The following is a 24,265-nucleotide window of genomic DNA, read 5'->3' on the forward strand; positions in this document are numbered from 1 at the left end:
TGGTATCTGTCATGAAAGTGCCCGCACCCTGGCGGCAAGTCAAGCGCTGCCGGGCTTGGCGGTGCGCGCCAGGCAGTAGACATCGACCCGTCGGGCTCCAGCCTTGAGCAGCACACTGGCGATCGCTTGCGCAGTGGCGCCGGTAGTTAGCACATCGTCTATGAGCGCCACATGTCGACCTTCGAGTGCCTGGGTATCCTCAATGGCAAAGGCCTGGTGCAGGTTGCGCTTACGCTCGCGGGCCTTCAGTCCTTGCTGTGCTGGCGTATCGACCAGACGCTTGAGGCTTCGCTCTGTGCAGGGAATTCCAGTGTGCGTGGCCAACCAGCGAGCCAGCATTGCGGCCTGGTTATAGCCACGCTGACGCAACTTGCGACGGCTCAAGGGAACAGGCAAAAGCAGCGTCGGACGCGGTAGACCTTCGCCAAAGCGATGTGTTAACCAGCGACCGAGCAACTGAGCCAGCAGGCGTCCTGTTGGCCACTGGCTGTTGTACTTGAACCGACTGATCAGAGCATCCAGCGGAAAACCGTAATGCCAAGGTGTTTCAACCCGGTAGAACGCGGGTGCGCGACGCGTGCACTGTGCGCAGGTCAAGCCATGCATGGGCAACGGCAGTGCGCAAACCTGGCAGCCATCGTCCAGCCAGGGCAGTTCGATCTCGCAGGCCACACAGAGCGGGTAAGGCTGCTCGGTGGTTTCGTTGCAGAGTAAACAGGCCTGGTTAATATTTGTACACTTGTAAACCATGCGTTTCAGTTGCAGTTGACAGCGCATCTGGCTTCCTTAACTATGCGAACTATCCGTGATGCGCTGGCGGGCAATCCTTGTCCGGCGCTTGATAAGCCTAAACAAGGAATCGCCGATGAGCGCCAGCACAACTGCAACAACACGTCACGACTGGACCCTGGCCGAGGTCAAGGCGCTGTTCCAGCAGCCGTTCAATGACCTGATGTTCCAGGCGCAGACCGTGCACCGTGCGCATTTCGACGCCAACCGTGTTCAGGTTTCGACTTTGTTGTCGATCAAGACCGGCGCCTGCCCGGAGGATTGCAAATATTGTCCACAGTCCGGCCACTACAACACCGGACTGGAAAAGCAGAAGTTGATGGAAGTGCAGAAGGTCCTCGAAGAGGCCGCCCGCGCCAAGGCCATTGGTTCAACCCGTTTCTGCATGGGCGCCGCCTGGAAACACCCGTCAGCCAAAGACATGCCCTATGTGCTGCAAATGGTCAAAGGGGTGAAGGCAATGGGCCTGGAAACCTGCATGACCCTGGGCAAGCTGGACCAAGAGCAGACCGAGGCGTTAGCGCAGGCCGGGCTGGATTACTACAACCACAACCTCGATACCTCGCCTGAGTTCTACGGCAGCATCATTACCACCCGCACCTACAGCGAGCGACTACAAACGCTGTCCTACGTGCGTGACGCCGGAATGAAGATCTGCTCGGGCGGAATTCTGGGCATGGGTGAGTCGCTGGATGACCGTGCCGGCTTGCTGATTCAATTGGCTAACCTGCCGGAGCATCCGGAGTCGGTACCGATCAACATGCTGGTCAAGGTTGCCGGTACGCCGCTGGAGAACGCCGAGGAAGTCGACCCATTCGACTTTATCCGCATGCTCGCGGTCGCACGGATCCTCATGCCGAAGTCTCATGTGCGCCTGTCGGCGGGTCGTGAGGCAATGAACGAGCAAATGCAGGCCTTGGCCTTCTTCGCCGGTGCCAACTCGATTTTCTACGGTGAGAAACTACTGACCACCGCCAACCCGCAAGCCGACAAGGACATGCAGCTGTTCGCCCGCCTGGGAATCCAGCCTGAAGCCCGGGAGGAGCATGCCGACGAAGTTCATCAGGCAGCCATCGAGCAGGCGCTGGTCGAACAGAAGAGCAGCGAGCTGTTCTACAACGCCGCCTCGGCCTGAGGCGGTCATGGCATTTGATTTGCGCGCGCGGCTGGAGCAGCGTCGCGCTGCCGACCTGTATCGCCAGCGGCCACTGCTGGAGAGCCCGCAAGGCCCGCATGTAGTGGTTGATGGTCAACCATTGCTGGCTTTTTGCAGCAACGATTATCTGGGCTTGGCCAATCATCCCGAGGTCATCGCAGCCTGGCGTGCCGGAGCCGAGCGCTGGGGTGTGGGCGGTGGTGCGTCGCATCTGGTGATCGGCCACAGCACTCCCCATCACGAGGTGGAAGAGGCGCTCGCCGAACTTACCGGCCGGCCACGCGCGCTGCTGTTCTCCACAGGCTACATGGCCAACCTCGGTGCACTGACGGCGTTGGTCGGCCAGGGTGACACGGTGCTGCAGGATCGTCTCAACCACGCCTCTTTGCTCGATGCCGGGTTGCTCAGTGGTGCCCGCTTCAACCGTTATCTGCATAACGATGCCAAGAGCCTGGCCAGTCGCCTGGAAAAGGCGGTGGGCAACACGTTGGTCGTTACCGACGGCGTTTTCAGCATGGACGGCGACATTGCCGATCTGCCGGCGCTGGCGGCGACAGCCAAGGCTCGCGATGCCTGGCTGATGGTTGATGATGCACATGGCCTGGGAACGCTGGGCCGCAACGGCGGTGGGATCGTCGAGCATTTCGGCTTGAGCTGTGAGCAGGTGCCGGTACTGATCGGCACATTGGGTAAGGCTTGCGGCACGGCCGGTGCCTTTGTAGCGGGTAGCGAGGAATTGATCGAGTGTCTGATTCAATTCGCGCGTCCCTACATCTATACCACCAGCCAGCCCCCGGCATTGGCGTGCGCAACTTTGCGCAGCCTGCAACTGTTGCGCAGCGAGCATTGGCGCCGCGAGCATCTGGCCGCGCTGATCCAACAGTTTCGCAGCGGTGCAGAGCAAATCGGTTTGCAGTTGATGGACAGTTTTACCCCGATTCAGCCGATCCTGATCGGTGACAGTGCGCGAGCCTTGCGCCTCTCGCAGATGCTGCGAGGGCGTGGCCTGCTGGTCACGGCAATTCGCCCACCGACAGTACCGGCTGGCAGCGCTCGTCTGCGGGTCACCTTGAGTGCGGCGCACAGTGAAGCCCAGGTGCAGCTATTGTTGGATGCATTGGCCGACTGTTATCCGCTGCTGGAGCCCGCTGATGCGTAATCGATTGATACTTCTGCCGGGCTGGGGCCTGGGCCGTTCTGCATTACAGCCGTTGGTGGCAACGTTGCGTGCTATCGACCCCGGCCTGCAGGTTGAAATTCAGGACTTGCCCAGCCTGGTATCCAACGACCCCAATGACTGGCTCGACAAGCTCGACCGGCAGTTGCCGCGCAATGTCTGGCTTGGCGGTTGGTCGTTGGGCGGGATGCTGGCTGCCGAGTTGGCTGCGCGGCGGGGGGATGAGTGCTGCGGGCTGATCACCCTAGGCAGTAACCTCAGTTTTGTCAGTCGTCCAGATTGGCAGCATGGCATGGCTGTGGATACGTTCCAGACGTTCGTCGAGGGCTGCCGCTATCACACCCAAGTGACGCTCAAGCGCTTTGTTTCGCTGTGCAGCCAAGGGGCGGAGGACGCCCGCAGCCTGGCCCGACTGCTCAGTGCCAGCATGCCTGAACCTGCTCCAGAACAACTGGTAGCTGGGCTCGAAGTGCTTGGCAAACTGGATACTCGAGCGGCCCTGCAAGCCTACGCGGGCCCGCAGTTGCATCTGTTTGCAGGCCGTGACGGCCTGGTTCCGGCGGAGGTTGCCGGTGTATTGCTCGAGGAATTACCCGACGTGGAAGTCGGGCTGCTTGAAGACAGTGCTCATGGTTTTGTTATGGAAACACCTCATGAGTTGGCAGCTGCCATTAAGGCCTTTGTACATGAGAGTGGCGATGACTGATCTTTCCCTGCCGGCCGTGCCCGGTGCCTTGCCCGACAAGCGTCAGGTGGCCGCCTCGTTCTCGCGCGCCGCCGCCAGTTACGACAGCGTTGCAGCGTTGCAGCGGGCGGTGGGCAATGCATTGCTCGAGCAACTGCCCGGGCACCTCGAACCTCATCGTTGGGTGGACCTTGGCAGTGGCACCGGCTACTTCAGTCGTGCCTTGCACCGGCGCTTTCCACAAGCTGCAGGTGTTGCCGTGGATATCGCTGAGGGCATGCTCCAGCACGCACGTTCGCAGGGTGGAGCCCATGCTCATGTGGTTGGCGATGCCGAACGCCTGCCACTTCAGGACTCAAGTGTCGAACTGATCTTTACCAGCCTGGCAGTGCAATGGTGCAGCGATTTTGGTGCGGTGCTCGATGAAGCCAAACGGGTCTTGCAACCTGGCGGCGTGCTGGCTTTTACCAGCCTTTGTGCAGGCACGTTGCATGAGCTGCGTGAAAGCTGGCAGGCAGTGGATGGCATGGTGCATGTCAATCGCTTCCGCCCAATGCAGGAGTATCAGCGTCTGTGTGCCGCGAGCGGGCTGCACGTGCAGGCACTGGAGGTTCGGCCGCATGTCTTGCACTACAGCGATGTGCGCAGCCTGACCCACGAGCTCAAGGCCCTGGGTGCGCATAATCTCAATCCGGGCCGACCCGCGGGGTTGACCGGTCGAGAGCGGATGCAAGGACTGTTACGTGCCTACGAGCAGTTTCGTCAAAGCCAAGGGCTGCCAGCTACTTATCAGGTGGTCTACGGGATACTGCAAAAACCGTTGATGGAAGGGAAGTGATATGAGCCCGGGCTACTTCATTGCGGGAACCGATACCGATGTCGGCAAGACCACCGTCGCTGCCGGCTTGCTGCACGCCGCGCAATTGGCAGGCCTGACTACCCTCGGTGCCAAGCCGGTGGCATCGGGGTGCACTGCCACCGCCAAAGGACTACGCAACGACGATGCCATGGCGCTGATTGCGCAAAGCTCGATCAAGTTGCCCTACGAGCAGGTCAATCCCTTTGCTTTCGAACCTGCCATTGCGCCTCACTTGGCGGCTCGAGAGGCAGGGGTGGTGTTAAGTGTGCAAGGGCTTCTGACGCCCATGCGCCAGATTCTGGAGCAGGGCGCGGACTTCACCTTGATCGAAGGTGCCGGTGGGTGGCGCGTGCCGCTTTGCGACCAGGCCAACCTGTCGGACCTCGCCATTGCCTTGCAACTGCCGGTGATACTGGTAGTGGGTGTTCGCCTGGGATGCATTAGCCATGCCTTGCTCAGCGCTGAAGCCATCGCTCGCGACGGGCTGCAACTGGCCGGCTGGGTGGCCAACATCGTTGACCCGCGTACTTCGCGTCTGGAAGAAAACCTGGCGAGCCTGGCTGAGCGTTTGCCTGCGCCCTGTCTTGGTCGAGTGCCTAAACTCAAGCAGGCAAGCGCCGAGGCGGTGGCGGAGTACCTGCAACTGGACCTGCTGGACTAGTCAGGCTCTATCACATGGCAGCATGCCATTATTCATTTCAACGGGCCTTTTGCCTGATTGTTTGTTTCAATAGTGGCTGTTCGCCTTTTTGCGGCATGGAGTCTCGACATGGAAATCTCAGGCAACTCAGCATTCTACGCAGGACTCGGCACGATCCAGGCCGGGCAGAACCGCGTTGATCAGGCCGCCAGCCAGATCGCCAATATTACCGTCGAACGTGCCGCCACCAGCCAATCCAGTGACTATCAGGCCGAGCGCCTGCGTGCGGTTGATCGCAGCCAACAGATGGACCTGGCTACCAGTACTGTGGAAATGGCCTTGGGCAAGCATCAGGTTGAACTCGGCGTCAAAGTCGCCAAAGCATCCGACGAAATGCTTGGCACGCTGATCGACACCTACGCCTGAGCGCCGCGCCGCGCGCTTAGAGCGATTCCATCTAATCCCTGAGTATCAGCACCTTGGCCTTGCTGCCAGGTGCTTGCCTGCGCGTGCGCGCAACGTTTTGCGGACTGAACGGGACAGTGTTGCACGCGTAAACCGCTGTTTGGTTGACGCTTGACAAGTTTTCGACGTAAACGTATGTTTCAAACAACTGTTTGACCGAAAGTCGCCAAGCGCTGGTCGGTCTGTCGCGGTCTCCCTATCCAGGATTCATCAGCAGAGGTTCATCGCTATGCCGGATTACAAAGCCCCCTTGCGTGATATTCGCTTCGTTCGTGACGAGCTGCTGGGTTACGAAGCGCATTATCAGAGCCTGCCGGCTTGCCAGGACGCCACTCCAGACATGGTTAACGCCATTCTTGAAGAGGGCGCCAAGTTTTGTGAACAGGTTCTGGCTCCGCTGAACCGCGTGGGTGATCTGGAAGGCTGTACCTGGAGTGAGTCGGGCGTGAAGACCCCGACCGGTTTCAAGGAAGCCTACAAGCAATTCGTCGAAGGCGGCTGGCCGAGTCTGGCGCATGATGTCGACCACGGCGGTCAGGGTCTTCCTGAGTCGCTGGGCCTGGCAGTCAGCGAAATGGTGGGTGAGTCGAACTGGTCGTGGGGCATGTACCCTGGCCTGTCCCACGGGGCGATGAACACCATCTCCGAGCACGGTACCCCCGAGCAGCAAGAAACCTATCTGACCAAGCTGGTGTCCGGCGAGTGGACCGGCACCATGTGCTTGACCGAACCTCACTGCGGTACCGACCTGGGCATGCTGCGCACCAAAGCCGAGCCTCAGGCCGACGGTTCCTACAAAGTTACCGGCACCAAGATCTTCATCTCGGCCGGTGAGCACGACATGGCCGACAACATCGTCCACATCGTACTGGCACGTCTGCCGGATGCACCGGCTGGCACCAAAGGCATTTCCCTGTTCATCGTGCCGAAGTTCATGCCGACTGCCGAAGGCACTGTGGGTGAGCGCAACGCAGTGTCCTGTGGTTCGATTGAGCACAAGATGGGCATTCACGGTAATGCCACCTGCGTGATGAACTTCGACGCTGCTACCGGCTACCTGATCGGTCCGGCCAACAAAGGCCTGAACTGCATGTTCACCTTCATGAACACGGCTCGCCTGGGTACCGCACTGCAAGGCCTGGCTCACGCCGAAGTGGCGTTCCAGGGTGGCTTGAAATACGCTCGCGACCGCCTGCAAATGCGCTCGCTGACGGGCCCCAAAGCACCGGAAAAAGCTGCTGACCCGATCATCGTCCACCCGGATGTGCGTCGTATGCTGTTGACCATGAAGGCCTTCGCTGAAGGTAACCGCGCAATGGTTTACTTCACTGCCAAGCAGGTCGACATCGTCAAGTACAGCCAGGACGAAGAAGAGAAGAAGAAAGCCGATGCCCTGCTGGCGTTCATGACGCCGATCGCCAAGGCATTCATGACCGAAGTCGGCTTTGAGTCGGCCAACCACGGCGTACAGATCTATGGCGGCCACGGTTTCATCGCCGAGTGGGGCATGGAGCAGAACGTTCGCGACAGCCGTATCTCGATGCTGTACGAAGGCACCACCGGCATCCAGGCACTGGACCTGCTCGGCCGTAAAGTGTTGATGACTCAAGGCGAAGCGCTCAAGGGCTTCACCAAGATCGTGCACAAGTTCTGCCAAGGCAACGAAGGCAATGAAGCTATCAGCGAGTTCGTCGCACCGCTGGCCCAACTGAACAAAGAGTGGGGCGAGCTGACCATGAAGGTCGGTATGGCTGCGATGAAGGATCGTGAAGAAGTCGGTGCTGCCTCGGTGGATTACCTGATGTATTCCGGTTACGCCTGCCTGGCTTACTTCTGGGCCGACATGGCTCGTCTGGCTGCCGAGAAACTGGCTGCCGGTACCAGCGATGAAGCGTTCTACACCGCCAAGCTGCAGACTGCACGCTTCTACTTCCAGCGTATCCTGCCGCGTACTCGCACTCACGTTGCCACGATGCTGTCCGGTGCCAATAACCTGATGGACATGAACGAAGAGCATTTCGGTCTTTCGTACTAAGCCATCTGCTGTTACGAAAAACGCCTGCCCTAATCGGCAGGCGTTTTTTTTTCTGCATGAACCGGTAGGCGTGAGCGCGCAGCGACAGTGAAACCTGAGGGTTGGGCAAGCGCTCAGGCAAAGAGTTATGCAGTTCCGACCAAGTGAATTCATCTATTCATATGCGCTGCCGATAGATTAAAGGCACAATGCCATTATTGATCTGCCGGGTCGGAGATTACCCTTGTTTCGTTTATCCGCTGTACGACCAAGCCACTTTTTGCCTTCTGTCTGCCTGTTGGTATCAGGGCTCGCTGCCGCTTATGTCAGAGACCTCAGCGTCTTCTTTACTTCGCTGTTCAATGTCCTGCCTACCTTGGTGCTGCTATTGGGCGGCGCCTACTGTGCTGTTTATCGCCGTCAGCGTGAGTTGTTTCTGATGGTCACGGTGTACATCGCCTATTTCTTGCTCGATACCCAAACCGATTTCTACCGCGACAATGGCCTTGTTCGTGAAGACGCCGTGGTGGTATTTCATCTGGTCTGCTTGCTGCTGCCGTTGATGTTCGCGCTATACGGTGCCTGGCAGGAGCGTACTCATTTGTTCCAGGACATGGTGGCACGCTTCGCCGTGCTGCTGGCTGTTGGCAGTGTTGCTTTAGGGTTGGAGCAGAGTTTTCCCCAGGCACTGCTGGGCTGGCTGGCCGAGATTCGTTGGCCTGCCCTGCACGGTCAATGGATGAGCTTGATCCAGTTGGCCTATCCGGTGTTCTTCATCGCCTTCGCGGTGCTGGTGGTGCAGTACCTGCGTGAGCCGAGGCCGTTGCATGCTGCACAGGTCATAGGCCTGATCGGTATTTTCTGGATGCTGCCGAAGACGTTCATCCTGCCCTTCACCCTCAATATCATGTGCAGTCAGGTGATGTTGATGATCGCTGCCGCGGTGTCCCACGAGGCATATCAAATGGCTTTCCGTGATGAGCTGACCGGGTTGCCTGGCCGTCGAGCGCTCAATGAGCGTATGCAGCGCTTGGGCCGCAATTACGTGCTGGCCATGACGGATGTCGATCACTTCAAGAAATTCAACGATACCCACGGTCACGATGTTGGTGACCAGGTGCTACGTCTGGTCGCCAGCAAGCTGTCCAAAGTTACCGGCGGCGGTCGGGCCTATCGCTATGGCGGGGAAGAGTTCGCCTTGGTGTTTGCCGGCAAGAGCATCGAGGAATGCATGCCGCACCTGGAAGCCGTGCGTGAAGTGATCGCCAATTACAACATCCAGTTGCGCAACCAGGACAACCGTCCTCAGGACGATCAACAAGGTCGCCAACGGCGCGGCGGGGCCGGCGTAGCGAGCGTGTCGGTGACTATCAGCATTGGAGTGAGCGAGCGCCTCATCGACCATCGGTCACCCGATGCAGTGCTTAAATCAGCGGACCAGGCGCTCTACAGTGCCAAGGGCGCGGGTCGCAACTGCGTCATGGCTTATGGTTACCAGGCCAAGCGTGGGGCTGTGCGTACAGCGTGACTTAACCTGACTATTCGGTCATGTGATGACCCTATGTCTCGCAAAAGTTGTTCGGTTACACTGGTTGCATAACAGTGACGCGGTCCTGCGGGACCGTCCCCGACTCAAGTGTGAGAGGTTGCCATGGCTGACTATAAAGCGCCCCTGCGTGATATGCGCTTCGTCCTCAATGAAGTCTTCGAAGTCGCCAAGCTCTGGGCTCAGTTGCCGGGTTTGGCGGATGCGGTTGACGAGGAGACCGCCCTGGCGGTGCTGGAGGAGGCTGGCAAAGTCACTGGCAAGAGCATCGCGCCGCTGAGCCGCAGCGGCGACGAAGAGGGCTGCCACTGGGACGACGGCGCTGTGCGCACGCCAGCCGGTTTCATCGACGCCTACAAGACTTATGCCGAAGGTGGCTGGGTTGGCGTTGGTGGTGATCCTGCCTATGGCGGTATGGGAATGCCCAAGGTGATCTCGGCCCAGGTCGAGGAAATGGTCAACTCTTCGAGCCTGGCGTTCGGCCTGTACCCGATGCTGACCGCTGGCGCCTGCCTGTCGATCAACGCCCATGCCAGCGAAGCGCTCAAGGAAAAGTACCTGCCGAACATGTATGCCGGTATCTGGGCCGGCTCGATGTGCCTGACCGAACCTCACGCAGGTACCGACCTGGGCATTATCCGCACCAAGGCGGAGCCCCAGGCTGACGGCAGCTACAAAGTCAGTGGCACGAAAATATTCATTACCGGTGGCGAACACGACCTGACTGAAAACATCATTCATCTGGTCTTGGCCAAGCTTCCGGATGCACCCGCGGGTCCCAAGGGCATTTCCCTGTTCCTGGTGCCCAAGTTCATGGTCAACGCCGACGGCAGCCTGGGTGCGCGCAACCCGGCCAACTGTGGTTCGATTGAACACAAGATGGGGATCCAGGCTTCGGCCACCTGCGTCATGAACTTCGACGAAGCCGTAGGCTATCTGGTTGGCGAGCCCAACAAGGGCCTGGCAGCGATGTTCACCATGATGAACTACGAGCGTCTTGGCGTCGGTATTCAGGGCCTGGCGTCGGCAGAGCGCTCGTACCAAAATGCTATCGAATACGCGCGTGACCGTTTGCAGAGTCGTGCCCCTACCGGGCCACAGGCTCAGGACAAGGCGGCCGACCCGATCATCGTGCATCCGGACGTACGTCGCATGCTGCTGACGATGAAAGCGTTCAACGAAGGTGGTCGCGCGTTCTCTACCTATGTCGCCATGCAGCTGGACACCGCCAAGTACAGCGAAGATGCAGCGACCCGCAAGCGCGCCGAGGAACTCGTCGCGTTGCTGACCCCGGTATCCAAGGCTTTCCTGACCGACCTGGGGCTTGAGACCACGGTGCATGGCCAACAAGTCTTTGGCGGCCACGGCTACATTCGTGAGTGGGGCCAGGAGCAACTGGTTCGCGATGTGCGCATTACCCAGATCTATGAGGGCACCAACGGTATTCAGGCGCTGGATCTGATGGGCCGTAAAGTAGTAGGCAGTGGCGGTGCTCTGTACAAGTTGTTCGCCGACGAAATTCGCCATTTCACCGCCACTGCTGGCAATGAATTGAGCGAGTTCGTCACGCCGCTGAACGCTGCCCTGGACAATCTGGATGACCTGACGGCCTGGGTGCTCGATCGGGCGAAGAACAACCCCAACGAAATCGGCGCTGCATCGGTGGAATACCTGCAAGCCTTTGGCTATACCGCCTACGCCTACATGTGGGCGCTCATGGCGCGCACGGCGATGGCCAAGCAAGGTGAAGATGATTTCTATGCCAGTAAGCTGGGCACTGCTCGCTTCTATTTCGCTCGCTTACTGCCGCGGATTCATTCGCTCAGTGCCTCGGTGAAAGCCGGAAGCGAATCACTGTATCTGCTGGATGCCGCACAGTTCTGACAGCCGCACGTCGTGTAAGCTTTTTCCTACACGACGTGGTGACTTTTCGCCTCTATCGAAAGATTGGATCCACAGCTAATCTACTTGCATGGACGTAGCGCAGGAAGCGCCAAGGATAGAACACGGACACGAAGGATTCCTGCCAGGATGGTGGGGCGAAATGGATGTCAGGGAAACAGTCTGCAAAGCCCCGCTTCGGCGGGGTTTTCTTTTGCCCGCAGAAAAGTCCGGGTTCACGTCAGCCCAGCACATCCAGCGGTGATACACCCATCTGCCGCGGATCAGCTTCTTCTTCCAGCAGTGTGCGCAACAGTTCGACAGTTGCTTGCTGGCGCTGTGCATCTCGGAACACCAGACCAATCTTGAGCGGCACGCGAGGCTCGCTCAGCGGTTTCCACAGCAGTTCCTGATCATCTTCGACCACTTCCTTGGCGCGCCCGGGCAGTACCGTTGCGAGGGCGGTGTGACCGAGACTGTCGAGAATACCGGCCATGTTGTTCATTTCGGCCTGCACCTGCGGCCGACGTCCCAGGTTGGCCAGTTGTGTCTGCCAGATCTGGCGCACCTGAAACTCTTCGCCAAGCAGCAGCATGGGTAACTCCGCCGCTTGTTTCAGCGAGACTTTCTTGAATTCCCGCAGGGGGTGAGTCTTGGGGATTACAAGCTGTAGCTCATCTTCGTACAACATCAATCCATGCAGGCCTGGTTGGCGTGGCGGCAGGTAGCTGATGCCGATGTCCAGCGTGCCATTGAGCAAGCGCCTTTCGACCTCCAGCCCCGACAACTCGTAAATCTGTACCACCAAGTTAGGTTGAGCCTTACGCACACGGTCCAGAAGCTGTGGCACCAGGCTCGGCCTTACGATCTGCAATACACCAATGGCCAGGGTACGCAGTGATTGTCCCTTGAAATTGCGCAGCGCCTCGCGGGCCCTTTGCAGTCCGTCGAGCAGGGGCAGGGCATGGTTGTACAACGTGTGCGCCGCGAGGGTCGGCAGCAAGCGCTTGTTGCTGCGTTCGAACAGGCTGACATCCAGGCTGTGTTCCAGTTGCCGAATCTGTTGCGAGAGCGCCGGTTGCGACAAGGAAAGTCGCTCGGCGGCCCGGCCGACATGGCCTTCTTCATACACCGCGACGAAATAACGCAGTTGGCGAAAATCCATAACTAATACTTATCAAAAATGCTCGAAAAACCAAATGGCTGTTAGCCGCTATTACGCCTAGTCTATCCCGTATTCCCAAGGCTTGCAGGGCCACAAGGCGCGATGAACACCGTGTATCTGGATGTTGTTTACATAGGCTTGGCAAAAGGGTCGAAAGTATGAATTTGTTCAATTTTCGACGTCCAGCGCCTGTTGTAGCCGAGCCCAAGCCGGTGCCGGCTGCTGCCAACCCCGAAGCACCTCCTGTTGATTACCTGATGCCTGTCACTGAACGTGCAGCGCAGGTTTTTGTCCGCGGCCAGGGTTCCTGGCTATGGGACAGCGAAGGCCACGCTTATCTCGATTTCACTCAAGGCTGTGCAGTCAACAGCCTCGGCCATAGCCCGAGTGTGCTGGTGAAAGCCTTGGGCAGTCAGGCTCAGGCGCTGATCAACCCGGGTGCAGGTTTTCACAACCGTGGCTTGCTCAAGTTGGTAAGTCTTCTTTGCCAGAGTACGGGCAGTGATCAGGCCTATCTGCTCAACAGTGGGGCCGAAGCCTGCGAAGGGGCGATCAAGCTGGCGCGTAAATGGGGGCAGTTGCACCGTAACGGCGCCTACCACATCATTACTGCAAGCCAGAGCTGCCACGGCCGGAGCCTGGGCGCGTTGTCGGCTTCCGATCCTTCACAGTGCATTCGCTGTGAGCCGGAACTGCCAGGCTTCAGCAAGGTACCCTTCAATGATCTGGAGGCACTGCACGCCGCTGTCGATTCGCGCACCGTGGCGATCATGCTTGAGCCTATTCAGGGCGAAGCCGGAGTCATTCCGGCGACTGCTGCCTACCTCAAGGGCGTCGAACGCCTGTGCCGTGAGTTAGGCATTCTGTTGATACTCGATGAAGTGCAGACCGGTGTCGGCCGCTGTGGCGCACTGCTTGCCGAGCAAACCTACGACGTGCGCGCCGACATCATCACCTTGGGCAAGGGTTTGGGGGGTGGTGTACCCCTGGCCGCGTTGCTGGCCCGTGGCAGTGCTTGCTGCGCCGAAGCGGGCGAGCTGGAAGGCAGCCACCATGGCAATGCGCTGATGACTGCTGCCGGTCTTGCGGTATTGGAGACTGTGCTGGAACCGGGCTTTTTTGAACACGTCCAGGATTCCGGCCGGCACCTACGTGATGGCTTGAGCCGCCTCGCTGGCCGCTACGGACAGCGTGAAGTACGCGGCCAGGGCCTGCTGTGGGCGCTACAGCTTAGCGAAGACAATGCCGCTGAACTGGTCAAGGCCGCGCTGCATGAAGGTCTGCTACTCAATGCACCGCAAGCCGATGTGCTGCGGTTGTCGCCGGCACTGACCGTAAGCAAGGGCAATATCGATGAAATGCTGTTGCGTCTGGCCAGGGCTTTTGCCCGGGTGCATTCGGCGCAACAGCATCAGCGGCGTGAAGCCACTGCCTGATTTTTCACCTTTGGTGAAGTAACCGAACCGTCTCGCGTTCCTGCGCATCGCCCCGGGCCTGCAGTTTTTGGCCTGGGGCGTTTTTTTATCTGCGTTGGGTGGGTTGAACCCTTGTGCAGCGCTACAGTCAGTTCTAGTACATCATTGAAGGGAACTGCCCAATGGACTTTATTCGCATCATCATCGCCATTCTCCTGCCGCCACTTGGCGTATTCCTGCAGGTCGGCTTTGGCGGCGCCTTCTGGCTCAACATTCTGCTGACGTTGCTGGGCTACATTCCGGGCATCGTCCATGCGGTGTACATCATCGCCAAGCGATAACCTTCAACGCTGCTGGCAGTGCGCACAAGGCCAAGCCAACCCTTCAGGTGTCTTGCAGCACCTGCCGATAAAACTTCCATTCCTCTTCCAGCGCATGGGCAAGGTTGGCCGCCGTGCGAAAGCCGTGGCGTTCCGAGGGGTAGAAATGCCCCTCGGCACGAATACCGTTGGCTTTGAGCGCAGCAAGCATTGAGCGGGTCTGTTCTGGCATTACCACGGCATCCAGTTCGCCCTGAAAGAAAATCACCGGTACCTTGATGTTCGCTGCGTGCAACAACGGTGTACGTTGTTGGTAGCGCTCGGCATCCTTGAGCGGATCACCGATCAGCCAGTCCAGGTAGTCACCTTCGAATTTGTGCGTTGCGCGAGCCAGGGCCTGGGGATCACTGACACCATAAAGACTGGCGCCAGCGCGGAAAACAGAGTGAAAGGCCAGCGCGCAAAGCGTGGTGTAACCCCCGGCGCTGCCGCCGCGAATGAATGCCTTGGTCGGATCGATCAAGCCACGTGCGGCCAAGTGCTCGACTACCGAGCACGCATCTTCGACGTCGATTTCCCCCCAGCGCAGGTGCAGGGCCTGGCGGTAGGCGCGACCGTAGCCGCTGCTGCCGCGGTAGTTGAGGTCGGCCACGGCGAAGCCGCGTTGGGTCCAGTATTGAATACGCGGATCAAGCGCCGGGTAGCAGGCCGAGGTTGGGCCACCATGCACAAAGACGATCAGGGGCGGGCGCTGTACATTGTCCATTGCCGGATAGAAGAAACCGTGGGCGACGCCGTTACCGCTGGGATAGCGCAAAGGCTGTGGACAACTGATGCGTTCAGCAGGCAAGGGCCGTGCGCCACCCGCCAGGACCTTTACGTTGTGGTTGATGCGATCAATGGCAATGACCGCCGACGGGCAGGTCGGTGATGCAGCGATGGCGTAGAAAGAGTTCTGATCCAGGTCCAGGCAGCGAAAACGGCTGTAGGGCGTGTCGATCAGGTGCCGCGAACCATCGATGTGGTACTGGCCCAAACGACTGAAACCGTCTTCGAACCACGTGGCCAGATAGTGGTGTTCATCCACTTCAAGCCAAGTGCAGGCACCCATTTGCCACGGTGCTGCAGCATGATCGGCATGTGCGGCGGGCAGGGCGCTCCAGCCCTGTGCGGTTTCTGCCCAGGGTTGCCAGAAGCCGTTGCGATCTGACAGACAATACAAACGGCCGACGCTATCGAAACGTGGCTGCTGCAGGGATTGCGCCGGCCCTTGGTTGCCGGCGATGCAGCGTGGCGGGCCCCACTGGCTATTCGATTTGCGTTCACTGCAAAGCAAGCGCGTGGCGGTCCAGGGCTGGTTGGGCCTGCTCCATTCGATCCACGCCAGTCGCGAGCCATCATCGCTCAAGGTCGGTGCGGCATAAAAATCCGCACCTTCGGCCAACACCTCACGCCACTGCGCGGATATTGCCACCAGGCGATGTTCCACGTGATCTGCGCAATGGGTTTCTTCAACGGCCAGAACCTTGCCAGCAGCCCAGCGCAGATCACCGTAACGGCGCTCGCCCTGGGTCAGCGGTTGGGGCAGGCCGCCGAGCAGATCCTGGGTGTAGAGTTGTTGGTCGGCCTCGTTGACGAACACCAGGCCTTCATCGTTCAGGCAAAAGCTGCCGCCGCCGTATTCATAGACGCGACTGCGAACGCTAAAGCCATCCGGCGTCAGGCAGTGCGCCTGGCCGTCGCGCCACTGCCAGACGCGGCAAGCGCCATCGCGGGGACGGAACTCGTTCCAGAACAGGCCTTGCGGCCCAACCTTCAATTCGGCGAAGTCGGTGCCGGCAGCTACTGCCTGTTCGGCGCTGAATCGCTCAGCTGCGGAAGATGACTCGGGAGTTACGCTCATTGCGAAAGGTCAACTCATCAATGTTCAACTGGGCGTGCTCGGCTTCCTCGCGGGCCTTGAGAATGATCCCATGGTCCGCAGATTTGGCGCAGACCGGGTCAGCGTTACTGGCGTCGCCGGTGAGCATGTAGGCCTGGCAGCGGCAGCCGCCGAAGTCCTTTTCCTTTTCATCGCAGGAGCGGCACGGCTCAGGCATCCAGTCGTAACCGCGGAAGCGGTTGAAACCGAACGAGTCGTACCAGATGTGTTGCATGCTGTGATCGCGCACATTGGGAAACTGCACCGGTAGTTGTCGCGCGCCGTGGCAAGGCAAGGCGGTGCCATCCGGTGTGACGGTAAGGAACACGCTACCCCAACCGTTCATGCAGCCTTTGGGACGTTCTTCGTAGTAGTCGGGCGTGACAAAAATCAGCTTGCACGGGTTACCGGCGGCCTTGAGCCGCTCGCGGTACTCGTTGGTGATGCGTTCGGCTCGCTCCAACTGCGCTCGGGTTGGCAGCAGACCGACCCGGTTCAAATGGGCCCAGCCGTAGAACTGACAGGTGGCCAGTTCGACAAAATCGGCCTCAAGCGCGATACACAGCTCGATGATGCGATCGATCTTGTCGATGTTGTGACGGTGGGTGACGAAATTGAGCACCATCGGATAGCCATGAGCTTTCACCGCTCGAGCCATCTCGAGCTTTTGCGCAAAAGCCTTTTTCGAACCGGCCAGCAAATTGTTCACCTGCTCATCGCTGGCCTGAAAACTGATCTGGATATGGTCCAGGCCAGCTTCTTTGAAGGTCGCTATTTTTTGCTCGGTAAGCCCGATGCCGGAGGTGATCAAGTTGGTGTAGTAGCCCAGGCGCCGGCCTTCGCCGATCAACTCGGCCAGGTCCTGGCGCACCAGCGGCTCGCCACCGGAAAACCCCAGCTGTGCGGCGCCCATTTCCCGGGCCTCGGCCATAACCTTGAACCACTGCTCGGTGCTCAGTTCCTGGCCTTGGGTGGCGAAATCCAACGGGTTCGAGCAGTAGGGGCATTGCAGTGGGCAGCGGTAGGTCAGCTCGGCGAGCAGCCACAGCGGTAACCCGACCTCAGGCTTGGCCGCTACTTCACTCAAGGACGATCCAGTGTTCGGCACGGGCGACCTCCATGAACTGCTCGATATCATCACCGAGCTCGGGTACCCCGGGGAATTGCTTGTCCAGCTCGGCAATGATTCCAGCAACATCACGCTGGCCATCGATCAGCCCACCGATCAGGGCTGCACTTTCATTCAGTTTGATCATGCCTTCGGGATAGAGCAAGACATGTCCCTTTTGCGCTGGCTCGTATTGGAAGCGGTAGCCCGGCCGCCATTTTGGGGTTTGCGTACGATCAAAACTCATAAGGTGATTCCTTTGTGCCAGACCCGTTCGCTGGTAACGCTGTGGTAGGGCGGACGGTTCAGCTCATAGGCCATGCTCATGGCGTCGAGCATGCTCCACAAAATATCCAGCTTGAACTGCAGGATCTCCAGCATGCGCTGCTGGCCCTCAACAGTAGTGTAGTGCTGCAGCGTGATTGCCAGCCCATGTTCGACATCCCGGCGCGCCTGGCCCAGGCGCGTACGGAAGTACTCGTAACCAGCCGGGTCGATCCAGGGATAGTGTTGCGGCCAGCTGTCCAGGCGCGATTGGTGGATCTGCGGGGCAAACAGTTCGGTCAGCGAACTGCTGGCGGCTTCCTGCCAGCTGGCACGGCGAGCAAAATTCACATAGGCGTCCACAGCAAAGCGCACACCGGGAAGCACCAGCTCTTGGGAGCGCAACTGCTCGGGATCCAGCCCTACCGCCTGGCCCAGGCGCAGCCACGCCTCGATGCCACCGTCCTCGCCAGGTGCACCGTCATGGTCGAGCAGGCGCTGGATCCACTCTCGACGAATCTCGCGGTCCGGGCAGTTGGCCAGAATTGCCGCATCCTTGAGGGGGATGTTGACCTGGTAGTAGAACCGGTTGGCTACCCAACCCTGAATCTGTTCGCGGCTGGCCCGGCCTTCGTACATCGCCACATGATAGGGGTGATGGATGTGGTAGTACGCGCCTTTGGCGCGCAGGGCATGTTCGAATTCGGCGGGGGACAGCGCTGTGGCGTCGCTCATGTCAGCTCCTGCTAAAGGGTGATGCTCATGCCGTCGAAGGCTACTTCGACGCCACGGCGATCCAGTTCGGCGCGTTCGGCCGAATCTTCATCGAGAATCGGGTTGGTGTTGTTGATGTGGATAAGCACCTTGCGTTGGGTTGGAAAACCCTCAAGGACTTCCAGCATCCCACCCGGTCCATTCTGCGCCAAATGACCCATTTCGCGGCCGGTGCGAGTGCCGACACCACGGCGCTGCATTTCATCGTCCTCCCACAAGGTGCCATCCACCAGCAGGCAATCGGCGTCACCCATCATCTGCAGCAGATGGTCGTCCACTTGGCCCAGCCCCGGGGCGTAGAACAGTTTGCCACCCGTACGCAGGTCTTCGATCATCAGGCCGAGGTTGTCGCCTGGATGAGGGTCGAAACGGTGTGGCGAGTAGGGCGGGGCTGCGCTGCGCAGCGGGAAGGGGGTAAAGCGCAGGTTCGGGCATGCTTCGACGACAAAGCTGCCTTGCAGTTCGATGCGGTTCCACTGCAGGCCGCCATTCCAATGACTGAGCATGGTGAACAAGGGAAAACCGGTGGAGAGGTCTTGATGGACCATCTCGGTGCACCACACCTGATGCGGGCAGCCTTCACGCAGGCTCAGCAGGCCGGTGGTGTGATCGATCTGGCTGTCGAGCAGGACAATGGCGTTGATGCCACTGTCGCGCAAGGCGCGCGCGGGCTGCATGGGCGCGAACGCCTGCAGTTGTGCACGAATATCCGGCGAGGCGTTGCACAGTACCCAGTGAATACCGTCGTCAGACAGGGCGATCGACGATTGGGTGCGCGCCGTGGCTCGCAACGTGCCGTCGCGAAAGCCTTTGCAGTTCACGCAGTTGCAGTTCCACTGCGGGAAACCGCCACCTGCGGCGGAACCTAGAATCTGGATGTACATGGCTACTCCTGCCGGCTCTTGAAATAAAAACGCCCCGGTTGACCGAGGCGTTGCACCGCAGGCGGATTCAGCGGCTTGCGAAATACATGGTCACTTCAAAGCCGATACGCAGATCAGTGTAAGCAGGTTTTGTCCACATGGATTGACTCCTTCCGGATGGGGCTGGGGTTTGACAGCTACCTATTTAGTCCTCATGGGTCATGAGGGGTTCAAATAGCTGGGATTGCGCTATCTTACTAAAATTCTACGTACTGAATGGTTAAATCCTCGATAAACGTCGTTACATATTCAGTAAGAATCAGGGCTTCGACCAGTCGCCACAAAGAGCGGCAGGACCATTTGCCAAGCACAGCCAGCCTCGTTTGGCCTGTACCAGATCATCTGCACACTGGCGCAGCATTGCCTCATCGACTGCGTGAATCTGCTGTTGAAGTGCGTGCAAAGACGCCTTGCTACGCCCAGCCAGGAGCGCCTGCCAGGCCCATTCGGCGACCTCGGCGTTGCCCATTGCCGGCTCACTCATTTGCTCGGCCAGTGCCTGACGGATCTCGGCGTCGCAGTGCAGGGTAGAAGGTAGCGGGGTGAGAAACCCATGGATATGCTCGATGATTTGCTCATGGCTGGCATTCGGCGACTGCACGCCGAACACCAGGCCGTTTATACCCTGGATCTGACGGAAGGCGCTGAAAACGGCGTAGCCCAGCTGCAATTCGACGCGCAAGCGTTGATAAAACGGCCCTTGAATGTGCTGCGCCAACAAGCGTGCGCAGGCCTCGTCATCGGTGGATAACGGGCAGAACAGCAGCAGTGCCTGTTCACTGGCCGCAGGTGGCAGCATTTTCCAAACGCGCTCGGTTCGTGCAGACGCGGGGTAAAGCAGGCCCGGATCCCCAGGTACGTGTTGCAGCACTCTGTTGAGGGCTTGCTGCGCAGGCTGGTCCAGCCCTGTTGCCATTGCCTGCCATCGTGCGTGCGTCCAGAGCCGTTGGAGATCGCTTTGACGAACATCGCCTGCGTGCAGGGAGGCGTCGGGGCCGCCGATGAGTTGCTCGGGAAGTTGCTGGAGCAAGGCGCGGATTGGCATCTTATTGACTTCACGGGCAGACCTCGCAGTCCAGCTGAAGGCATCTGGATGCTGCAGTACCTGCAGTGTTTCCGCCATTACCGCAACGACAGCGTCAGGGCTGCCCGCACAGCGTAATTGCCAGAACCTGGCACAGGAATCGAACTGCAACGTGACCCCAGCCCTTTGCGCACGTTCGCGCAATGGCTGCAGCGCGTGGTCGAGCACCTGCCAGAGTCGTTCATCGATTCCCGCGCTCACTTGCCAGCGCACATAAACGAAACCTTGCTGGCGTGTCGGCGGCAGCAGCGAACTGATGGATAAGCCTGTAGGCGTTACGCGGGTGCGCTGATCGACAGGCTGATGTATCGCGAGCAACGGTTCTGCAGCAGGCAAGTGCCACCGTTCGAGGGCCAACGGCAAGGTGTTGTGCACAAGCGCCTCGAGCAAACTGTTCAAGACTTGCTCGGCTTGGTCGTCCAAGGCCTGATAGGGGCGAGAGGCGCTGTCTCGACAGGCTAACTCCAAGGCCGACGCGGCGTGTGCACGACGGCACTGCAAGTTTACGTACTCCTGTTTTATCGAGGTTCGGTCGACGTCGCGGAAAAACCTCAACCAATCCGTAAACAGCCCTCGCAGTTGTTCATCAGTAGCACCACCGTCAAGCTTAAGGCGGGTGAGCAGCAGTGCCTGCCCCGCAAAGCTGTAAAGGGCGTTGAACTCGAGTGCTTGTCCCCAGCCTCGCCGACGAAGCGCCGAGAGCAGCCCGCCGGGGCGCGCATCGGTGAGCCAGGTGGCGAGAAATTCGATCGCCTGTTCCATCCCCGCAGGCTGGTTTTCGATGGCGTGCAAAAGGTCCAGGTGTTGTCCACTGCGCTGTGCTGTGAGCTTGTCATCGACAAGTCTCGCCACTGCCGCCTGCTCTATTCGTTCACCTGGGGTGAAATTGCGGGCGGCGGCGCATGCCATGGTTTGTAGCTGCTCAAGACTTTGTGGCCCGCTCAGGCTCAGGACCATTTGTCCGGCTTGGTAGAAACGTTGGTGATACGTTCGCAAGGCCGTCTGAAAGGCGTGACTGTGGATCGGCAGGCTATAGCGATTGCCTGCATGGAAAGCACTCAGCGGGTGCCCCCTGGAAACCTGCTGCAGCAATGCAAACTGCAGCTGAGCTTGAGGATTGCGCGACCAGGCGATGAATTCGGCATGAATCACTTCGCGCTCGCGGGACTGACGCTGCAAATCAAACAGCGGACGGGCGAGCATTTCGCACAAGCGCTCGAGCCCACCGGCAAATGCTGCCTGCGGGACTTCGAAAAAGTAGTCAGTAGTGCGCTCGCGGGTGCTTGCATTGACCTGCCCGCCGTGACGTTGCACATAGCGCATCAGGCCATCGTCGAGGGGGAAGCGGTCATTGCCGAGAAACAGCAGGTGCTCAAGAAAGTGGGCCAGGCCCGGATGAGCACGTGGGGCGTCATGACTGCCTGCCATCACCCGTATCGCGGCGGCGCAGCGCTTGAGCTGCGGGGCATGGCGTAGCGTGACTTGCAAGCCATTGTCGAGGGTGAGGTGTTGCACAGTGCTGGGCATGACGGTTCCGTTGTAGCGCGAACCGTCATGCTAGCGGATTATCCGCGATTGCGCGGATCGCCATACAGTTCAGGTCGCAGGTCATGCAGGTAAGGGGTGTTGGCGCGACCTTCATGTACCCGTTGCAGGTCCAGGTCTGCCATCAACAGGCACGGGTCGCGACTGGCCATGGCCAGAATGCTGCCGTCGGGGCCGACGATGCTGCTTTGCCCGCAATAGTGGATCTCGTCTTCTGCTGCACAGTAGTTGGCATACACCAGGTAGCACTGGTTTTCGTAAGCACGGGCGCGCACGGTCACCTGGGCAACGAAATCGTAGGGAACCATGTTCGCAGTAGGCACCAGAATCAGTTCGGCGCCGGCCAAGGCCAGGCGCCGAGCGTTCTCCGGAAACTCGATGTCGTAGCAGATCAACACACCCAGGCGCCATCCGTTCAGCTCCACGACCGGAAAGTGGTCCGGCCCTGGACTGAACATTGCCCGGTCCAGACCGCCGAACAGATGGGTCTTGCGGTAGTTGCACAAACTGCTGCCGTGAGCGTCGATCAGTTGCACAGCGTTGTACACCCGACCATCCTCGGACAGTTCCGGATAACCATAGGCAATGGCGATGCGATTGCTCTGGGCTATCTCTACCACGGCCATGGCCGACGGCCCGTCCTCGGCCTCGGCCAAACGTGCCACTGCTTCGCTGCCAATGTTGTAGCCGGTCAGGAACATTTCCGGACATACCAGCAACTCGGCACCGCGGGCGGCTGCCAACAGCGCCTGCTGGTGCAGGCGCTCGAGGTTGCCGGGTACATCCAATGGCTGCGGTGCACCTTGATACAGCGCGATGCGCATGACGTTACTCCCGTCAGTCGGCCAGGGCGATGGGGCCGATTTCATGGAACACATCGCCTGGACCGGGGTTATCTGGATGGGTATGACCCCCGAAGTGAGTCATGATACCCCACACTGCATTGAGCGACGTTTGCACGGCGCCTTCGACCCAGGCGGGGGTCCAGGACACGTCATCACCGGCGATGAAGATGCCGCGTTGCTCGCTAGGCAAATCCTGCTGCATGAAGTGCGCGTACATGCGTTGGTTGTAACGGTAGTGACCCGGCAGGGCGCCTTTGAAGGCACCGAGGAAATGCGGATCGGCTTCCCAGGACACGGTGATCGGATCACCGATGATGTGCCCGGCGATGTCCACTTTTGGATAGATTTTCTTCAATGCATCAAGGGCTAGCTTCACCCGCTTTTCCACCGGGTGTGGAAGCATCTTCAGGGCGTCGCTCATCCAGGAATAGGACAGGCAGATCACGCCCGGCTTGTCGTCACCGTTGTCGAACAGGTAAGTACCACGGGTCAGGCGGTCGGTGAGGGTCATGCTCATCAAATCACGGCCGGTTTCTGGGTCTTTATCTTTCCAGAATGGTCGATCGACCATGACGAAGGTCTTCGACGACTGCATATAACGGGTACGGTCCAGGGCCATCCACATTTTTTGCGAGAACAGCGATTCCTCGCATTCGATCTGGGTGGTCAGCAGCCAGCTCTGGCAGGTAGTCAGCACGGCACCATAGTGGCGCGTGTCGCCCCAGTTGTCAGTGACCGCCAGGCGTCCATCGGCATGGCGAGCAATGCTCTTGACCCCCGGGCGCGGCGCTCCCCGGTGCAGGGAGCTGAGACTGGTGCCTTCCGGCCAGTGGGCGCAGCGTTGGGGCACATGGCGCCAGATGCCCAGCGGAACCTGCTCGACGCCACCTACCACCAAATGCTGGTGATCGTCGCAGTTGGTCATTACCACGCGGAAGATTTCCAGCATCGAGTTAGGGAAGTCCGAGTCCCAGCCACCGGTTCCGAATCCGACCTGGCCGAACACTTCCCGATGCAGAAAGCTGAGTTTGGCAAAGGCTTTGGAGGTGGCGACGAAGTCGTAGAAGGTGCGGTCGTCCCAAAGCGGCACCAGGGTGTTCCAGAGTTCCTTGAGACGCGGCACATCACGGTCGCGGATCGCTTGTTGGATCTCTGCGAAACGGGAGCCATCCTCCAGGGCATCGGCCCAGGCATCGGCAACTTCCTGGAACAGTTGCGGCAGGTCCGAGAGCTTTTCGGCGTAGTGGGTCTGGCCTTCAAGGTCGATGACCGTGCTACCCGAAGCTGGCGTCAGCGGGTTAGGGAAAGGCTTGGTTTGCAGGCCCAGCTTGTCTACATAGTGGTAGAACGCGGTGGAGGACACGGGGAATCGCATGCCGCCCAGTTCAGCGATGATTCCATCGGTGCCTTCGAAGCTTTGCGAGCGCAGTCGGCCACCCATCTTCGACGCTTCGTACACCACGGGTTTAAGGCCCAGCTTCATCAGCTCGTATGCCGCTACCAGGCCGGCAATGCCGGCACCCACAATGGCCACTTCTTCACCGTGACGTTCGACAGGAATACTGCCCAGGCCGGCTGGGTGTTCGATCCAGTCATCAAACGCGAAAGGGAAATCCGGGCCAAAAATGGTGACAGGTTTTTTGCCGTCGGCTGGATGACGATTATTCTTATTCATGAGATGACCTTGCC

The 24,265-nt window shown here is 59.3% G+C and carries 22 protein-coding genes; 11 read left to right on the forward strand and 11 right to left on the reverse strand.

Annotated features, from left to right (window positions below):
- Positions 1-39: 39 nt before the first annotated feature.
- Positions 40-777: a ComF family protein gene (locus D3Z90_RS01890; protein ID WP_136474172.1), complete on the reverse strand. Its 738-nt coding sequence runs from the start codon at positions 775-777 to the stop codon at positions 40-42.
- An 88-nt stretch (positions 778-865) separates the two neighbouring features.
- Between D3Z90_RS01890 and bioB the strand changes: the two genes are divergently transcribed.
- The 9 genes from bioB (at position 866) to D3Z90_RS01935 (ending at position 11,215) form a co-directional block, all read left to right on the forward strand.
- Positions 866-1,924: a biotin synthase BioB gene (bioB, locus tag D3Z90_RS01895; protein ID WP_136474173.1), complete on the forward strand. Its 1,059-nt coding sequence runs from the start codon at positions 866-868 to the stop codon at positions 1,922-1,924.
- A 7-nt stretch (positions 1,925-1,931) separates the two neighbouring features.
- The gene (gene bioF / locus D3Z90_RS01900) at positions 1,932-3,104 is read left to right on the forward strand and encodes an 8-amino-7-oxononanoate synthase (RefSeq protein WP_136474174.1); all 1,173 of its coding nucleotides are present in this window, start codon (positions 1,932-1,934) and stop codon (positions 3,102-3,104) included.
- Positions 3,097-3,828, forward strand: a complete 732-nt coding sequence (locus D3Z90_RS01905) for an alpha/beta fold hydrolase (RefSeq protein WP_136474175.1) — start codon at positions 3,097-3,099, stop codon at positions 3,826-3,828. Before bioF ends, D3Z90_RS01905 begins: the two co-directional genes overlap by 8 nt.
- Complete coding sequence (gene bioC, locus D3Z90_RS01910) at positions 3,821-4,645, forward strand: malonyl-ACP O-methyltransferase BioC (RefSeq protein ID WP_136474176.1); 825 nt, start codon at positions 3,821-3,823, stop codon at positions 4,643-4,645. The genes D3Z90_RS01905 and bioC overlap by 8 nt, the downstream gene beginning before the upstream one ends.
- Before the next feature lies 1 nt (position 4,646).
- On the forward strand, positions 4,647-5,327 hold the full coding sequence (gene bioD, locus D3Z90_RS01915; protein ID WP_136474177.1) for a dethiobiotin synthase: 681 nt from the start codon (positions 4,647-4,649) through the stop codon (positions 5,325-5,327).
- 108 nt (positions 5,328-5,435) lie between these two features.
- Positions 5,436-5,732 (forward strand): pyrroloquinoline quinone biosynthesis protein PqqE, encoded by a 297-nt coding sequence (locus D3Z90_RS01920; RefSeq protein WP_136474178.1) that lies wholly within the window; start codon positions 5,436-5,438, stop codon positions 5,730-5,732.
- A gap of 268 nt (positions 5,733-6,000) precedes the next feature.
- A complete protein-coding gene (locus D3Z90_RS01925; RefSeq protein ID WP_136474179.1) occupies positions 6,001-7,806 on the forward strand; it encodes a phenylacyl-CoA dehydrogenase in 1,806 nt (601 codons plus the stop codon).
- Between the two features lie 223 nt (positions 7,807-8,029).
- Entirely contained in the window at positions 8,030-9,313 is a 1,284-nt protein-coding gene (locus D3Z90_RS01930) for a GGDEF domain-containing protein (RefSeq protein WP_136474180.1), read from the forward strand.
- A gap of 123 nt (positions 9,314-9,436) precedes the next feature.
- Positions 9,437-11,215: an acyl-CoA dehydrogenase C-terminal domain-containing protein gene (locus D3Z90_RS01935; RefSeq protein WP_136474181.1), complete on the forward strand. Its 1,779-nt coding sequence runs from the start codon at positions 9,437-9,439 to the stop codon at positions 11,213-11,215.
- A gap of 238 nt (positions 11,216-11,453) precedes the next feature.
- Here D3Z90_RS01935 and D3Z90_RS01940 read toward each other — a convergent pair whose 3' ends face one another.
- A complete protein-coding gene (locus tag D3Z90_RS01940) occupies positions 11,454-12,377 on the reverse strand; it encodes a LysR family transcriptional regulator (protein WP_136474182.1) in 924 nt (307 codons plus the stop codon).
- Positions 12,378-12,535: 158 nt separating this feature from the next.
- Between D3Z90_RS01940 and D3Z90_RS01945 the strand changes: the two genes are divergently transcribed.
- Together D3Z90_RS01945 and D3Z90_RS01950 are read left to right on the forward strand one after the other, a co-directional pair.
- Entirely contained in the window at positions 12,536-13,813 is a 1,278-nt protein-coding gene (locus D3Z90_RS01945) for an aspartate aminotransferase family protein (RefSeq protein WP_136474183.1), read from the forward strand.
- 161 nt (positions 13,814-13,974) lie between these two features.
- Positions 13,975-14,133: a YqaE/Pmp3 family membrane protein gene (locus D3Z90_RS01950; protein WP_003177654.1), complete on the forward strand. Its 159-nt coding sequence runs from the start codon at positions 13,975-13,977 to the stop codon at positions 14,131-14,133.
- Positions 14,134-14,176: 43 nt separating this feature from the next.
- Here D3Z90_RS01950 and D3Z90_RS01955 read toward each other — a convergent pair whose 3' ends face one another.
- The 9 genes from D3Z90_RS01955 to D3Z90_RS01995 all read right to left on the reverse strand — a co-directional run bounded on the left by D3Z90_RS01955 (position 14,177) and on the right by D3Z90_RS01995 (position 24,251).
- On the reverse strand, positions 14,177-16,015 hold the full coding sequence (locus D3Z90_RS01955) for a S9 family peptidase (protein ID WP_136474184.1): 1,839 nt from the start codon (positions 16,013-16,015) through the stop codon (positions 14,177-14,179).
- Positions 15,981-17,141 (reverse strand): pyrroloquinoline quinone biosynthesis protein PqqE, encoded by a 1,161-nt coding sequence (gene pqqE, locus D3Z90_RS01960; RefSeq protein WP_136474185.1) that lies wholly within the window; start codon positions 17,139-17,141, stop codon positions 15,981-15,983. The genes D3Z90_RS01955 and pqqE overlap by 35 nt, the downstream gene beginning before the upstream one ends.
- A complete protein-coding gene (gene pqqD / locus D3Z90_RS01965) occupies positions 17,113-17,388 on the reverse strand; it encodes a pyrroloquinoline quinone biosynthesis peptide chaperone PqqD (protein ID WP_136474186.1) in 276 nt (91 codons plus the stop codon). Before pqqD ends, pqqE begins: the two co-directional genes overlap by 29 nt.
- The gene (gene pqqC, locus D3Z90_RS01970) at positions 17,385-18,140 is read right to left on the reverse strand and encodes a pyrroloquinoline-quinone synthase PqqC (RefSeq protein ID WP_136474187.1); all 756 of its coding nucleotides are present in this window, start codon (positions 18,138-18,140) and stop codon (positions 17,385-17,387) included. The genes pqqD and pqqC overlap by 4 nt, the downstream gene beginning before the upstream one ends.
- Before the next feature lie 11 nt (positions 18,141-18,151).
- The gene (pqqB, locus tag D3Z90_RS01975) at positions 18,152-19,063 is read right to left on the reverse strand and encodes a pyrroloquinoline quinone biosynthesis protein PqqB (RefSeq protein ID WP_136474188.1); all 912 of its coding nucleotides are present in this window, start codon (positions 19,061-19,063) and stop codon (positions 18,152-18,154) included.
- A gap of 67 nt (positions 19,064-19,130) precedes the next feature.
- Entirely contained in the window at positions 19,131-19,202 is a 72-nt protein-coding gene (pqqA, locus tag D3Z90_RS01980; protein ID WP_008365141.1) for a pyrroloquinoline quinone precursor peptide PqqA, read from the reverse strand.
- 159 nt (positions 19,203-19,361) lie between these two features.
- The gene (pqqF, locus tag D3Z90_RS01985; protein ID WP_136474189.1) at positions 19,362-21,713 is read right to left on the reverse strand and encodes a pyrroloquinoline quinone biosynthesis protein PqqF; all 2,352 of its coding nucleotides are present in this window, start codon (positions 21,711-21,713) and stop codon (positions 19,362-19,364) included.
- 38 nt (positions 21,714-21,751) lie between these two features.
- Entirely contained in the window at positions 21,752-22,555 is an 804-nt protein-coding gene (locus D3Z90_RS01990) for a carbon-nitrogen hydrolase family protein (RefSeq protein ID WP_136474190.1), read from the reverse strand.
- Positions 22,556-22,568: 13 nt separating this feature from the next.
- On the reverse strand, positions 22,569-24,251 hold the full coding sequence (locus D3Z90_RS01995) for an NAD(P)/FAD-dependent oxidoreductase (protein ID WP_136474191.1): 1,683 nt from the start codon (positions 24,249-24,251) through the stop codon (positions 22,569-22,571).
- Positions 24,252-24,265: the final 14 nt, after the last annotated feature.

Source organism: Pseudomonas sp. DG56-2, assembly GCF_004803755.1.
GTDB lineage: Bacteria > Pseudomonadota > Gammaproteobacteria > Pseudomonadales > Pseudomonadaceae > Aquipseudomonas > Aquipseudomonas auratipiscis.

Excerpts from the sequence above, each read along its gene's own strand:
- D3Z90_RS01905 (WP_136474175.1), top strand. The coding sequence starts at position 3,097 with ATGCGTAATCGATTGATACTTCTGCCGGGCTGGGGCCTGGGCCGTTCT.
- D3Z90_RS01925 (WP_136474179.1), top strand. The coding sequence starts at position 6,001 with ATGCCGGATTACAAAGCCCCCTTGCGTGATATTCGCTTCGTTCGTGAC.
- D3Z90_RS01950 (WP_003177654.1), top strand. The coding sequence starts at position 13,975 with ATGGACTTTATTCGCATCATCATCGCCATTCTCCTGCCGCCACTTGGC.
- D3Z90_RS01995 (WP_136474191.1), bottom strand. The coding sequence starts at position 24,251 with ATGAATAAGAATAATCGTCATCCAGCCGACGGCAAAAAACCTGTCACC.
- bioF (WP_136474174.1), top strand. The coding sequence starts at position 1,932 with ATGGCATTTGATTTGCGCGCGCGGCTGGAGCAGCGTCGCGCTGCCGAC.
- pqqF (WP_136474189.1), bottom strand. The coding sequence starts at position 21,713 with ATGCCCAGCACTGTGCAACACCTCACCCTCGACAATGGCTTGCAAGTC.
- D3Z90_RS01955 (WP_136474184.1), bottom strand. The coding sequence starts at position 16,015 with ATGAGCGTAACTCCCGAGTCATCTTCCGCAGCTGAGCGATTCAGCGCC.
- D3Z90_RS01940 (WP_136474182.1), bottom strand. The coding sequence starts at position 12,377 with ATGGATTTTCGCCAACTGCGTTATTTCGTCGCGGTGTATGAAGAAGGC.
- bioC (WP_136474176.1), top strand. The coding sequence starts at position 3,821 with ATGACTGATCTTTCCCTGCCGGCCGTGCCCGGTGCCTTGCCCGACAAG.
- pqqC (WP_136474187.1), bottom strand. The coding sequence starts at position 18,140 with ATGAGCGACGCCACAGCGCTGTCCCCCGCCGAATTCGAACATGCCCTG.
- D3Z90_RS01920 (WP_136474178.1), top strand. The coding sequence starts at position 5,436 with ATGGAAATCTCAGGCAACTCAGCATTCTACGCAGGACTCGGCACGATC.
- D3Z90_RS01945 (WP_136474183.1), top strand. The coding sequence starts at position 12,536 with ATGAATTTGTTCAATTTTCGACGTCCAGCGCCTGTTGTAGCCGAGCCC.
- D3Z90_RS01935 (WP_136474181.1), top strand. The coding sequence starts at position 9,437 with ATGGCTGACTATAAAGCGCCCCTGCGTGATATGCGCTTCGTCCTCAAT.
- pqqD (WP_136474186.1), bottom strand. The coding sequence starts at position 17,388 with ATGAGTTTTGATCGTACGCAAACCCCAAAATGGCGGCCGGGCTACCGC.
- bioB (WP_136474173.1), top strand. The coding sequence starts at position 866 with ATGAGCGCCAGCACAACTGCAACAACACGTCACGACTGGACCCTGGCC.
- bioD (WP_136474177.1), top strand. The coding sequence starts at position 4,647 with ATGAGCCCGGGCTACTTCATTGCGGGAACCGATACCGATGTCGGCAAG.
- D3Z90_RS01990 (WP_136474190.1), bottom strand. The coding sequence starts at position 22,555 with ATGCGCATCGCGCTGTATCAAGGTGCACCGCAGCCATTGGATGTACCC.
- D3Z90_RS01890 (WP_136474172.1), bottom strand. The coding sequence starts at position 777 with ATGCGCTGTCAACTGCAACTGAAACGCATGGTTTACAAGTGTACAAAT.
- pqqB (WP_136474188.1), bottom strand. The coding sequence starts at position 19,063 with ATGTACATCCAGATTCTAGGTTCCGCCGCAGGTGGCGGTTTCCCGCAG.